Below are 12103 nucleotides of genomic sequence, written 5' to 3'. Positions count from 1 at the left end.
ATGCAGCGCATCGGCATGGTGATCGGCGTGAAGCCGGAGAAGATCGAAGACTACAAGCGCCTGCACGCCGCCGTCTGGCCGGAGGTGCTGGCGATGATTTCCGCCTGCAATATCCGGAACTATTCGATCTTCCTGAAGGAGCCGGAGAACCTGCTCTTCTCCTTCTTCGAATATCACGGCAACGACTATGCCGCCGACATGGCGAAGATGGCCGCCGACCCGAAGACGCAGGAATGGTGGGCCGTCTGCATGCCCTGCCAGTCGCCGCTGGAGACGCGGAAGGATGGCGAGTGGTGGGCGGGCATGGAAGAGGTGTTCTTTCATGCGTGAATCTCCGCGCTTGCCCCTCACCCTAACCCTCTCCCCGCTCGCGGGGAGAGGAGACGTGCCCTGCGACCGGTCGAAATATGCTGAAAACAGCGCGGCATCCCCTTCTCCCCGCTTGCGGGGAGAAGGTGGCGGCAGCCGGATGAGGGGCGCACGTGTGCTGCGAGAGCTGAAGCCATGACCTTTGACCCCGAAACCCTCACCCAATCCTGGCCGCTGCCGGCGAACCCGCGTCCCATCGTCACCTTCGGGGCCGGCTCGATCGTCGGCGACGCGCATTATCCGGCCTATCGCAAGGGCGGCTTCCCGATCGCCGGGCTCTATGATCCGGACCACGACAAGGCGAAGGCGCTCGCCGAAAGGTGGGGCGTCACGGCCTACCGCACCGTGGAGGAAGCCGCGTCCGTCGAGAACGCCATCTTCGATCTCGCAACGCCCCCGGCCGCGCATGCGAACGTGCTGGCGGTGCTGCCGGAGGGCGCGGCGGCGCTGATCCAGAAGCCGATGGGCGCCGACCTTGCCGCTGCGACGGAGATCCTGACGATCTGCCGCGACAGGAAGCTCAAGGCGGCCGTCAATTTCCAGCTTCGTTTCGCGCCGATGATGCTGGCGCTGAAGGACGCCATCGCCAAGGGGCTGCTCGGCGAGGTCGTCGATTTCGACGTCCATCTGGCGCTCGATACGCCCTGGCAGCTCTGGTCCTTCCTCGAAGGCCTGCCGCGCATCGAGATCGCCATGCACTCGATCCATTATCTCGATGTGATCCGCCAGGTGCTGGGCGATCCCGGGGGCGTGCACGCCAAGTCGATCGGCCACCCGAACCACGGGATGGCGCAGACGCGCACCACGGCGATCCTCGACTATGGCGACCGTGTCCGCTGCGCCCTTTCGATCAACCACGATCACCGATTCGGCCGCAGGCATCAGGCCTGCGAATTCCGCGTCTCGGGCACGCAGGGCGCGGCCTATCTCCAGCTCGGCGTCAATCTCGATTATCCGCGCGGCGAACCGGACATTCTGGAGATCCATCCCAAGGGCGGCGACGGCTGGGTGCCGGTGCCGCTGGAGGGAACGTGGTTCCCGGACGCCTTCGTCGGCCGCATGGCGAACCTTCAGCGTTTCGTGTCGGGCGAGGATGCGGAACTCGTCTCCTCGGTCGAGGATGCATGGATGACCATGGCGCTCGTCGAGGCGGCCTATGCCTCCAGCGCCGCGCCCGCGACGCCGCTCGCCGCACGGCCCTAGACAGGAACAGCCATGGAACAGGTCAAATATTTCGAAGACTATGAAATCGGCGAGGGGCGCAAGACGAGCGGCCGCACCATCACCGAGACCGATTTCGTCGTGCATGCCGGCCATACGGGCGATTTCTTCCCGCACCACATGGATGCCGAATTCATGAAGACGCAGCCTTTCGGCCAGCGCATCGCCCATGGCACGATGGTGTTTGCGATCGGTGTCGGGCTGACGGCGAGCGTCATCAATCCTGTTGCATTTTCCTACGGCTATGATCGCATGCGCTTCATCAGGCCGGTCTTCATCGGTGATACGATCCACACCCGCGTGACGATATCAGGCAAGGAGGATGATCCGAAACGCGCCGGCTTCGGCCGCGTCATCGAGCGCACGGAAGTCGTCAACCAGAAGGGCGAGGTCGTTCTCGCCGCAGACCATATCTACGTCGTCGAGCGCCGCCCGGGCGCCTGACGCACCACAAGGAGCCATCATGAGCCTTTCCCTTCAAGACAAGCGCGTCCTCATCACCGCCGCAGGCCAGGGCATCGGCAAGGCGAGCGCCATCGCCTTCGCCCGCGCCGGCGCCAAGGTCGTCGCGACCGACATCAATGCCGATGCGCTGAAAAGCCTTGCGGGCGAGGCGGGCATCGAGACCTATGTGCTCGACGTCCTGAGCGAGGAGGCCGTCAACCGCGTGGTCTCGGCGACCGGCCCGTTCGACGTGCTCTTCAACTGCGCCGGCTTCGTGCATGCCGGCACGATCCTCGACATGCCGGACAAGGACCTCGACTTCGCCTTCGATCTCAATGTCCGCGCCATGGTGCGCACCATTCGCGCCGTGCTGCCGGCGATGCTGGAGAAGAAGGACGGCGCGATCATCAACATGGCCTCGGTCGCCTCCAGCGTGAAGGGCGTGCCGAACCGGGCGGCCTACACCATCACCAAGGCGGCGGTCGTCGGGCTCACCAAGTCGGTGGCGGCCGACTACGTGGCTGAGGGCATCCGCTGCAACTGCATCTGCCCCGGCACGGTGGAAAGCCCCTCGCTGCAGGATCGCCTGCGCGCGCAGGGTGACTACGAGACGGCGCGCGCGGCCTTCATCGCCCGCCAGCCGATCGGCCGCATCGGCACGCCGGAAGAGATCGCCGACCTCGCCGTCTATCTCGCGAGCGCCACCTACACGACCGGACAGGCCTACGCCATCGACGGCGGCTGGACCATCTGAGACATTTTTTAGCCGGCAGAGCGCCGGCCATTGCAAGGGCCGCACCATGACCAAGATCACCAGCCTTCGCTCGATCGACCTGCGCTTTCCCACTTCGCAGAGCCTCGACGGCTCGGACGCCATGAACCCGGATCCGGACTATTCGGCCGCCTATGTGGTGCTCGGCACGGATGCGCCCGGCCTCGAAGGCCATGGCCTCACCTTCACGATTGGCCGCGGCAACGAGATCTGCTGCCTGGCGATCGAGGCGATGAAGCATCTGGTGGTCGGCCTCGACCTTGCCTGGGTGCGCGAAAATCCCGGCCGCTTCTGGCGTCATGTCACGAGCGACAGCCAGTTGCGCTGGATCGGCCCGGACAAGGGCGCGATGCATCTGGCGACCGGCGCGGTGGTGAATGCCGTCTGGGACCTCCTGGCCAAGCAGGCGGGCAAGCCGGTCTGGCGGCTCGTCGCCGAGATGCGCCCGGAGGACATCCTCTCCATCGTCGACTTCCGCTACCTGACGGATGCGCTGACGCCGGAGGAGGCGCTGGCCATCCTAGAGAAGGCGGAAACCGGCAAGGCGGAGCGCATCGCGACGCTGGAGAAGGAAGGGTATCCCTGCTACACGACCTCGGCGGGCTGGCTCGGCTATGACGACGAGAAGCTGCGCCGCCTTTGCCAGGAGGCCGTCGACCAGGGGTTCACCCATATAAAGATGAAGGTCGGCCGCGACCTCGAAGACGACAAGCGGCGCCTGCGCATCGCCCGCGAGGTGATCGGCGACGAGCGCACCATGATGATCGACGCCAACCAGATCTGGGAGGTGGGGCAGGCGATCGACTGGGTGTCGGAGCTGAAACCCTACAAGCCCTTCTTCATCGAGGAGCCGACGAGCCCGGACGACATCGCCGGCCACAAGGCGATCCGGCAGGCCGTTCATCCGGTCAAGGTGGCGACGGGCGAGATGTGCCAGAACCGCATCATCTTCAAGCAGATGATCGCCGGCGGCGCGATCGACATCGTGCAGATCGACAGTTGCCGCATGGGCGGCCTCAACGAAGTGCTCGCCGTGCTGCTGATGGCGGCGAAATACGGCCTGCCGGTCTGGCCGCATGCCGGCGGCGTCGGCCTGTGCGAGTATGTCCAGCATCTCTCGATGATCGACTACATCGCCGTGTCCGGTACGAAGGAGGGCAGGGTGATCGAATATGTCGACCACCTGCACGAGCATTTCGTCGACCCCTGCCGCATCGAGAACGCCGCCTATATGCCGCCCGCGCGGCCGGGTTTCTCCATCGAGATGAAGCCGGAGTCGATCGCGGCCTATACGTTCGGGTGACGAGGGGCGGGGCGGCTGTCACCGCCGCCCCTTCGACAGGCGGATATCAGGACACGGGCTTGAGGGTGCCGTCCATCACGAAGCGGGGCGTCTCCTCCGGGCGATCATGGACCTGCCAGCGGATGGCGTTCGCGCCGATGTGGAACACGGCGGTCGCCAGCGTGTTCTCGTGGTCCGGGTCGTCCGGCTGCGCGCGGTAGATGGGCAGTGGCGCTACGGCCTTGTCCCACAGGATGGCGCGTGGATCCCGCAGGCCTTCCCCGCCCTCGGCGATGATTTGGTCCCCGCGTTGCTGCCGGGACCGGGAGGAGCCGGTGATCACCTGTCGTTCGCCGGCCATGCCGGCATGAACGAGGTGGTTGGCGTGGCATTGCGGGCGGTCGAGCGTGACGGTGGAGCAGTGCTCGTGGGTGAATTCCACGCCGACAAGCCGCGGATCGCCCCTTTGCCCGAGCGTCATGTGGAAGGCGCCGGCGCGTTCCGAACGCTCCAGCAGGTGGATAGCCGCGTCGATCGACGGGCAATCCAGCAGGGCGCGCCCGAGCACCATGCGCGGTAGGCCGGCGCCGACACCGCGCGAGCGGATATTGTTGACGGTCTGGACGAGACCCGTCGCCGTCACCGCAAAGGTGTGGCCGGGGATCGAGGCCGGGTAGACGAAGCTGGTGAAGGCCGTGCCGCCCTCCGGGCGGATATGGGCGAGCGCGCAATGGCCTCGAAAGCCGGGATCGCCGTCCTCGTTGTGGGCAAGCAGCGGTTCGGCGCCCGGTATCTGCACCGTCGTGCAGCCATCCGGCGCGAAGGCCCAGAGGTCGCCGCGGCAGTTCCACAGGAAGACGTCGTCGAAGGGAAGATCGAGGCCGAGGGCGAGGCCCTGCAGTTCCGCCCAACAGGCGGGGAAGCGGGCCTCCACCATCCGGCGCATCGCGGCAACGCGCGGATCCGCGCGAAAGGCGAGGACCGAGGCCCAGGCATGGCCGTGCACGAGGTGGCGATGGGCGATGTCGCGGCCGAAACGGCCGAGCTGGAGGCCGATCTCCCGCGGCATGCCGGCGATCTCGATGTAACCCAGCCGGTTGTCAGTGGACATGCTGCAAGAACTCCCGCAGGCGTGGATTTTCCGGATTGGCGAGCAGGTCGGCCGGCTTGCCGTCGACGGAGATCTTGCCATCCTCCATGAAGATCAGCCGCGTGCCGACCTGGCGGGCAAAGGCCATTTCGTGCGTGACCACGATCATCGTCATGCCCTCCTCGGCGAGCGCCTGCATGACGCGCAGCACCTCGTGGCGCAGTTCCGGGTCGAGCGCGGAGGTCGGCTCGTCGAACAGCATCAGCTTCGGCTTGACGGCCAGCGCCCGGGCGATCGCCACGCGCTGCTGCTGGCCGCCGGAAAGCTCGGCCGGATAGTGGTGGCCGCGCTCGGCAAGGCCGACCTTGGCGAGCAGCGCCCTGGCCTGCTCCTCGGCCTCGGCACGGCTGATGCCGCGCACGCGCCGGGGGCCGAAGGCGACGTTTTCCAGCGCCGTCATCTGCGGGAAGAGGTTGAACTGCTGGAAGACCATGCCGGCCTCCTGGCGGATGAGGCGAACCTGCGAGCGGCCGGCCTTGACGCTGATATTGTCGACGACGAGATCCCCGCCGTTGATCTCCTCCAGCGCGTTGATGCAGCGAAGCAGCGTCGACTTTCCGGAGCCGGACGGGCCGATCAGCACGACCACCTCGCCCTTGTCGATGTTGAGGTCGACCTCGCGCAGCACCACGACGGGGCCGAAGGTCTTCGTGACGTTTCGAAATTCCACGATGCTCACAGGATCCGCATCCTCTTTTCGGTGACGCGCAGGATCAGCGTCAGGGTTCCGGTCATCAGGAGGTAGAGGATCGCCACCGCGCTCCAGATCTCGACCGCGCGGAAGTTGGCGGCCATGATCTCCTGGCCCTGGCGGGTGAGTTCGCCGACGCCGATGACGATGAACAGCGAGGTGTCCTTGAGGCTGACGATGAACTGGTTGCCGAGCGGCGGGATCATCCGCCGGAAGGCGACGGGGCCGATGATGTAGACCAGTACCTTCCACAGCGGCAGGCCGAGCGCCAGGCCGGCCTCCTTCAATCCCCTGTGCACGGAGAGGAAGGAGCCGCGCACGATCTCCGCGATATAGGCGCCGGCATTGACGACGATCGCCGTGACGGCAGCGGTCATCGGATTGACGCGGATATCGGCGAGAACCGGCAGCGCGAAATAGATGAACATCACCTGCACGACGATCGGCGTGCCGCGGATGAGCTCGATATAGGCAAAGGCGATGGCGTTCAGGAACGCATTGCCATAGGCGCGCATCAGGCCCGCGACGAAGCCCACGGCAAGGCCGCCCACGAGGCCGGCAAGGGTGATGAGGATGGTAAGGCGTGCGCCGCTCAACAGGGCGGGCATGGCCTCGCCGATGACGGACCAGTCGAATTCCATAAAAGGCTCCCCGGCGTGAGGAGGGCGCGCCAGCCTGCCGGCGCGCCCGGGGCTAAGGCGTCAGAGCTTCGGCTCGGTGCCGAACCACTTCTTGTAGATCTCGGTGTAGCGGCCGTCCTTCTTCATGTTGGCGAGCGCGGCGTTCACCTTGGCGACGAGCTCGCTGCCCTTCGGGAAGCCGATGCCGTATTGATGGGCCATCATCTGCTCGCCGACGGCCTTCACCTTGCCGCCGCCGGCGGTCTTCACGTAGTAGAGCACGTTCGGCGTATCGTGCATGGCGGCGTCGACGCGGCCGGTCTGCAGTTCCAGATAGGCATTGTCGATGTTGGGGAACTGGCGCAGCTCCGTCTCCTTGAAGTGCTCCTTGGCGTAGTCCGTCGCCGAGGTGCCGGTCTTGGTGGCGAGGATCTTGCCCTTCAGGTCCTCGGCGCTCTGGACCGTGCTGTCCGCCGGCACCATCAGCAGGAAGCCGCTGTCGTAATAGCCGTCGGAGAAATCGATCGCCTTCTTGCGCTCGTCCTTGATGGTGATGCCGGCGAGCGCGACATCCACCTGCTTGGTCTGGAGCGCGGGGATGATGCCGTTGAAGTCCATCGGCTGCAGCGTGTAGGTGACGCCGATCTCCTTGGCGATGGCATCCCACATGTCTATGTCGAAGCCGACATACTTGTCGCCTTCCTTGAATTCGAAGGGCACGAAGGCCGTGTCGGTGGCGACCACAAGGTCTTCGGCCTGCGCGGCCTGGCCGAAGGCGAGGGCCGATGCGAAGGCGGCAAATAGAATGGTACGCAGTTTCATGGTCGTTCCCCTTTTGCTTGGTTATGCGTGTGGAAGTGTGCTGACGGCGGCATCGATCGCATCGCCCAGCCGCTCGACGATGCGCGTGATGTCCGCGCGCTCGACGATGAAGGGCGGGGCGATCAGCACATGGTCGCCCTGCCGGCCGTCGATCGTGCCGCCCATCGGATAGACCATCAGGCCGCGCGCCATGGCTTCCTTCTTGATCAGGACGTTGAGCTTGAATTTCGGGTCGAAGGGCTGCTTGCCGGCGCGATCGGCCACCAGTTCAACCCCGCGGAACAGGCCGCGCCCGCGGATGTCGCCGACATGATGGTGGTTGCCGAGGCGCTCGACGAGCTGGCGCTCCAGTTCCGCGCCCATCGCAACGACGTTGGCAAGAAGGTTTTCGCGCCGGATGACCTGCTGCACCGCAAGGCCGGCGGCGGCGGCCATCGGATGGCCCATATAGGTGTGTCCGTGCTGGAAGAAGCCGGAGCCGCTGGCGAAGGCCTCGAAGATCTTCTCCGAGAGGAGCACGGCGCCGACCGGCTGGTAGCCGCCGCCAAGCCCCTTGGCGATGGTCATCAGGTCCGGCGCGACGCCGTCCTGTTCGCAGGCATGCAGCGTCCCGGTGCGGCCCATGCCGCACATCACCTCGTCGAGGATGAGCAGCACGCCGTAACGGTCGCAGATGGCGCGGATGCGCTTCAGGTAGTCGGCGACTGGCGGAACCGCGCCGGCCGTGGCGCCGACGACCGTTTCGGCGACGAAGGCGATGACCGCGTCCGCGCCGAGTTCGAGGATCTTGTCTTCGAGCTGCTGCGCGGCACGAGCCGCATAGGCCTCGTCGCTCTCGCCGGTCTCCTGCAGGCGATAGGCATAGCACGGGTCGATATGGTGGGTTTCGACGAGCAGCGGCTTGAACTGCGCGCGCCGCCACTCGTTGCCGCCCGCGGCAAGCGCCCCGAGCGTGTTGCCGTGATAGCTCTGGCGGCGCGCGATGATGTGGCGGCGCTGCGGCTCACCCTTCTCGACGAAATATTGCCGCGCCATCTTCAGCGCCGCCTCGACCGCTTCCGAGCCGCCGCTGACGAGATAGGCATGGCTCAACCCTGCCGGTGCATCCGCGATCAGCAGCTCCGCCAGCGCTTCGGCAGCTTCAGAGGTGAAGAAGCCGGTATGGGCATAGGCGAGCCGATCGAGCTGCTCGTGCAGGGCGGAAAGGACGGCGGGATGGGCGTGGCCGAGGCAGGAAACGGCGGCGCCGCCCGAGGCGTCGATATAGGCCTTGCCCTCGGCATCGAACAATTCGATGCCCCTGCCGCCCACGGCGACCGGCATGCGGGAATGGATGGCGCGATGCAGAAGGCGGGTCACGGGCGCTTCGTCCTCGTCTTGAGATGGGTGTTGAGGGCGGCCGATTGGTGATCGACGGCGGCAAGCGCGGCGCCTGCCGCATCCCCTGCCTGGCCGGCGACCAGCGCGCCCAGCACCTCGGCGACGACGAAGGCCGGCGACATGGTGTGCAGGAACGACGGGCTTTCGGTCGGCACGACCAGCGTGCAGGCGGCAAGCTGGGCAAGGGGGGCGACGAGGCTGTCGGTGATGGCGATCAGCGGCACGCCCGCCTCGCCGGCATAATCGGCGATCTCGATCGTCTGGCGCGTATAGGGCAGCACGCTGACCGCGACCATCACGTCCTCGCCGCTCGCGCTGCCGAGCGCATCGGCGCCGATGCCGCCGACGGCATCCAGCATGATCGAGTGTTTTCCCGCCAGCGACAGGATGTAGTGCAGGTGCCAGGCCGGCGAATGGCTGGAGCGCAGGCCGAGGCAATAGATGCGCCGCGCGGCGCCGAGCCGGCGGGCGGCTTCCACCAGCATTTCCAGCGATTGCGGCTGCGAGAGCTGGCCGACCTGCGCGGCGATGCCGCCCAGCATGTCGGCTGCCAGCGCCTGGTCGCCCTTCAGTTTCTGGCTCTTCGCCTGCGCGCCGACGCGGCCGGCAAAGCCCGTCACGTCGCCGCGCATGGCGTCCGCATGGAGCTGGCGGATGTCCTCGTAGCCGGCAAGGCCGAGATGCTTGGCAAGCCGCGTCATGGTGGCGGGCTGCACGCCCGCCTGCCGTGCCTGCTCGCGCATGGACAACAGCGCGACCTCGCGCGGCTGGTTCAGCACATAGCGCGCGGCGGCCCGGAGCTGCTCCGACATCGTGTCGAAGGCCTGGACGATCTGGTCTGCGAGAGGGCCGTTTTGCATGGCGATCGAATACACCTTTCCAAATTTCTTTGCAACAGTTGTTTCATTAATGTAGATATATGATCCATATGAATCATATGCTGGATGCACGATGACAGATTCTCGCGAACCGCGCCGCGTGGCCATTGCCGTGGCCCCAAACGGCGGCCGCCGCACCAAGGCGGACCATCCCGCCATCCCCCTGACACCGGGCGAGTTGGCGCGTACCGCAGCCGAATGCCTGGATGCGGGCGCCGCCATGATCCACGTCCATGTGCGCCGACCGGATGGCCGTCATCTCCTCGATGCCGATGCCTATGGGGCGGCGATTGCGGTCATCCGCGCGGCGGTGGGCGATCGCCTGGTCATCCAGATCACCACGGAAGCGCTCGGCCTTTATGCGCCGGCCGAGCAGATCGCCGTGCTGAAGGCCGTAAAGCCGGAAGCGGCCTCGCTGGCGTTGCGGGAACTCGCGCCGGATGCGGCCACCGAACCCGCCTTCGCCGAGGCGCTCTTCTGGATGAAACGGGAAAACGTCCTGCCGCAGATCATCCTCTACGAGCCGGCGGAGGCGGTGCGCCTTGAAGGCATGATCCGCCGCGGCCTCGTGCCCTGGCCGAATATCCCCGTGCTCTACGTGCTCGGCCGCTATACCCTGTCCCAGACCTCGCAGCCCGTCGACCTGCTGCCCTTCCTCGCACCGGATGCGCCGCGCTTTTCGAACTGGAGCGTCTGCGCCTTCGGACGCCACGAGGCGGCCTGCGTCACTGCCGGCGCCCTGCTTGGCGGCCATGTCCGCGTCGGCTTCGAGAACAATCTCTTCAGGCCCGACGGCAGCCTCGCCGCCTCCAACGCCGACCTTGTCGAAACAGTCGCGACGGCCCTCGATCACTTCGGTCACGCGCCGTGCAGCGCTGCGGATGTGCGCGAGAGCTTTGGCGCCCCGACCTGACGCGTTTGAATGCATTGAGCTGCAAGCCTCTGCTTATGCGCCAGAGCGCCTCGGCTTGCGAGGCCCGGAAAACTGTCATACGGAAAGAAGGAGACACGCAGGAGGGGCGCCATGCAGGATCGAAACGCGGCTTTGCGGGAGGACGTGCGGCTCGACGATCCCGAGCGGGCCTATCGTGTCCTGATCGCCGACCTGATCGGCCTGCGGTTCGACGCCGAGGGACGGCCCGATTTCAGCGAGGTCGCGGCGTATATCGAGGAAAAAGGCGGCACGTTTCACGATGCGGCCTTTGCGGGCGAGGCCCTGCCGCCCGGCATCCATTTCTTCTACCAGCCGGATATCAGCACCGAGGCGGAGATCCTGGCGCAGACGTCGCGCGGTCAATATGACGCCCTCATCGCCGCCGCGACCTTCATCCCGCGGCTGGCGGTCTTTCCGCTTGGCGGCGTGCGCATCGGCGCGGGCACCGGCAATATGGGCTCGCTCTCCTGGGGCGGTGGCAATGGCGAGGGCGGCATCGCGCCCCTCATGAACACGCCCGGCATCAACAGCCGCGCGACGGCGCAGATGGTGATGAAGGCGCTTTTGAAGGTGGCGCCGGACCTGCCGGTCGATGTTCTGCACGAACGCGTGGCGAACGGCGATTTCGACACGGGCCGCGACCTCAAATCCTACCCGACCGCCAAGCTGGAGGGACGTCGCATGGCGGTCATCGGCTATGGCAATATCGGCCGTGAAGTGGCCAGGCTCGCCCGTGCCTTCGGCATGCAGGTGGCGATCCATGCGCGTCCGAAGCACCGTCAATGGATCGAGGCCGAGGGCTTTGACTACGCCAGTTCTCCGGCAGAGGCCGCGAGCGGGGCGGATGCGCTGTCCGTCCATGTCGGCCTCGGCCGGCTCGATCCGGTGACGCGCGCCTATGCCAATGCCGGCATCGTCGGTGACGCCGTGCTCTCGGCGATGAACCGCGGTGCCGTCGTCGTCAACTACGACCGCGGCGAGGTGGTGGATGCCGGCGCGCTCGACCGGGCGCTCGCCTCCGGCCAGCTCCGCCATGCCGCCATCGACGCCGATCTTTTCAAGGATGCGCAGAGCGGCGCGCTCAGCGGGCCGATGCTGCCCTATCTGACGCTCGCCGCCCGGCATCCCGGCAAACTCGAACTCCTGCCGCATGCGGCCGCCGATACGGACCATCCCTCGCGCGTCGCCGGCGCCTGCCAGGCTGTCGACCAGATCATCGATGTCATCCGCCATCGCCGCGTCCGCAATCTCAAGGGCGACCTGCCGGAGGGCTATGTCGATGCCGGGGCGAAGGTGCCGCACGGCATCGGGCGCGTCACGACCGCAACGCTCGCCGCCGCCGTCGCCGATCCGCGGTTCTCCGAGCTGCACGGTGTCTCGCGCGAAATCTTCGATACGCTGGAAGCCATCGTCGAGGCGGTGGACGAGGGCATGACGCACCAGCCGGCGGCCGGCGACGTCGTTGCGCTCACCCATCTCCTGTTGCGCCAGCGGCGGCTTCTCGAAGCGCTCGGGCTGGACGGCCCGGCGGAGGCCTGAG

The 12103-nt window shown here is 66.5% G+C and carries 12 protein-coding genes and 1 pseudogene; 7 read left to right on the top strand and 6 right to left on the bottom strand.

Translation table 11 applies throughout. The annotated features are described in order from the left end of the window. From EV665_RS21900 to EV665_RS21880, 5 genes are all read left to right on the top strand, one after another. The gene (locus EV665_RS21900; protein ID WP_133035678.1) at positions 1 to 330 is read left to right on the top strand and encodes an L-rhamnose mutarotase; all 330 of its coding nucleotides are present in this window, start codon (positions 1 to 3) and stop codon (positions 328 to 330) included. A 174-nt stretch (positions 331 to 504) separates the two neighbouring features. Continuing rightward, entirely contained in the window at positions 505 to 1572 is a 1068-nt protein-coding gene (locus EV665_RS21895) for a Gfo/Idh/MocA family protein (RefSeq protein WP_064333131.1), read from the top strand. Positions 1573 to 1584: 12 nt separating this feature from the next. Next, positions 1585 to 2034 (top strand): MaoC/PaaZ C-terminal domain-containing protein, encoded by a 450-nt coding sequence (locus EV665_RS21890; RefSeq protein ID WP_133035677.1) that lies wholly within the window; start codon positions 1585 to 1587, stop codon positions 2032 to 2034. Between the two features lie 19 nt (positions 2035 to 2053). After that, a complete protein-coding gene (locus EV665_RS21885; RefSeq protein ID WP_133035676.1) occupies positions 2054 to 2788 on the top strand; it encodes an SDR family oxidoreductase in 735 nt (244 codons plus the stop codon). A gap of 46 nt (positions 2789 to 2834) precedes the next feature. Next, positions 2835 to 4109, top strand: coding sequence for an L-fuconate dehydratase (locus tag EV665_RS21880; protein ID WP_133035675.1), 1275 nt, complete (start codon positions 2835 to 2837; stop codon positions 4107 to 4109). Positions 4110 to 4155: 46 nt separating this feature from the next. On the opposite strand, the gene EV665_RS21875 is transcribed toward EV665_RS21880, so the two are convergent. The 6 genes from EV665_RS21875 to EV665_RS21850 are packed head-to-tail and all read right to left on the bottom strand — an operon-like array spanning position 4156 to position 9611. Continuing rightward, positions 4156 to 5199 (bottom strand): C45 family autoproteolytic acyltransferase/hydrolase, encoded by a 1044-nt coding sequence (locus EV665_RS21875; RefSeq protein ID WP_133035674.1) that lies wholly within the window; start codon positions 5197 to 5199, stop codon positions 4156 to 4158. After that, complete coding sequence (gene glnQ / locus EV665_RS21870; protein ID WP_064333136.1) at positions 5189 to 5917, bottom strand: glutamine ABC transporter ATP-binding protein GlnQ; 729 nt, start codon at positions 5915 to 5917, stop codon at positions 5189 to 5191. The genes EV665_RS21875 and glnQ overlap by 11 nt, the downstream gene beginning before the upstream one ends. Continuing rightward, a complete protein-coding gene (glnP, locus tag EV665_RS21865; protein WP_064333137.1) occupies positions 5914 to 6570 on the bottom strand; it encodes a glutamine ABC transporter permease GlnP in 657 nt (218 codons plus the stop codon). Before glnP ends, glnQ begins: the two co-directional genes overlap by 4 nt. A 60-nt stretch (positions 6571 to 6630) precedes the next feature. After that, positions 6631 to 7371 (bottom strand): glutamine ABC transporter substrate-binding protein GlnH, encoded by a 741-nt coding sequence (gene glnH, locus EV665_RS21860; RefSeq protein ID WP_133035673.1) that lies wholly within the window; start codon positions 7369 to 7371, stop codon positions 6631 to 6633. Between the two features lie 21 nt (positions 7372 to 7392). Then, positions 7393 to 8730 (bottom strand): aspartate aminotransferase family protein, encoded by a 1338-nt coding sequence (locus EV665_RS21855; protein WP_133035672.1) that lies wholly within the window; start codon positions 8728 to 8730, stop codon positions 7393 to 7395. Beyond that, positions 8727 to 9611, bottom strand: coding sequence for a MurR/RpiR family transcriptional regulator (locus EV665_RS21850; protein ID WP_133035671.1), 885 nt, complete (start codon positions 9609 to 9611; stop codon positions 8727 to 8729). Before EV665_RS21850 ends, EV665_RS21855 begins: the two co-directional genes overlap by 4 nt. Before the next feature lie 91 nt (positions 9612 to 9702). Here EV665_RS21850 and EV665_RS21845 point away from each other — a divergent pair, with 91 nt between their 5' ends. Together EV665_RS21845 and EV665_RS21840 are read left to right on the top strand one after the other, a co-directional pair. Continuing rightward, positions 9703 to 10542 carry a beta-keto acid cleavage family enzyme gene (locus tag EV665_RS21845; RefSeq protein ID WP_133035670.1) on the top strand — a complete coding sequence of 280 codons (840 nt, stop codon included), beginning with the start codon at positions 9703 to 9705 and terminating at the stop codon, positions 10540 to 10542. A gap of 144 nt (positions 10543 to 10686) precedes the next feature. After that, a pseudogene (locus EV665_RS21840) lies at positions 10687 to 12102 on the top strand (NAD(P)-dependent oxidoreductase); the annotation flags it as partial. Position 12103 lies beyond the last annotated feature (1 nt).

The sequence above is a fragment of the Shinella granuli genome, from assembly GCF_004341885.1.
Classification (GTDB): Bacteria; Pseudomonadota; Alphaproteobacteria; order Rhizobiales; family Rhizobiaceae; genus Shinella; species Shinella granuli.
This window is presented reverse-complemented; position numbering and strand designations above follow the sequence as displayed.

Bases quoted from the DNA above. Each gene is read 5' to 3' on its own strand.
- EV665_RS21900 (WP_133035678.1), top strand. From the start codon at position 1: ATGCAGCGCATCGGCATGGTGATCGGCGTGAAGCCGGAGAAGATCGAA.
- EV665_RS21895 (WP_064333131.1), top strand. From the start codon at position 505: ATGACCTTTGACCCCGAAACCCTCACCCAATCCTGGCCGCTGCCGGCG.
- EV665_RS21890 (WP_133035677.1), top strand. From the start codon at position 1,585: ATGGAACAGGTCAAATATTTCGAAGACTATGAAATCGGCGAGGGGCGC.
- EV665_RS21885 (WP_133035676.1), top strand. From the start codon at position 2,054: ATGAGCCTTTCCCTTCAAGACAAGCGCGTCCTCATCACCGCCGCAGGC.
- EV665_RS21880 (WP_133035675.1), top strand. From the start codon at position 2,835: ATGACCAAGATCACCAGCCTTCGCTCGATCGACCTGCGCTTTCCCACT.
- EV665_RS21875 (WP_133035674.1), bottom strand. From the start codon at position 5,199: ATGTCCACTGACAACCGGCTGGGTTACATCGAGATCGCCGGCATGCCG.
- glnP (WP_064333137.1), bottom strand. From the start codon at position 6,570: ATGGAATTCGACTGGTCCGTCATCGGCGAGGCCATGCCCGCCCTGTTG.
- glnH (WP_133035673.1), bottom strand. From the start codon at position 7,371: ATGAAACTGCGTACCATTCTATTTGCCGCCTTCGCATCGGCCCTCGCC.
- EV665_RS21850 (WP_133035671.1), bottom strand. From the start codon at position 9,611: ATGCAAAACGGCCCTCTCGCAGACCAGATCGTCCAGGCCTTCGACACG.
- EV665_RS21845 (WP_133035670.1), top strand. From the start codon at position 9,703: ATGACAGATTCTCGCGAACCGCGCCGCGTGGCCATTGCCGTGGCCCCA.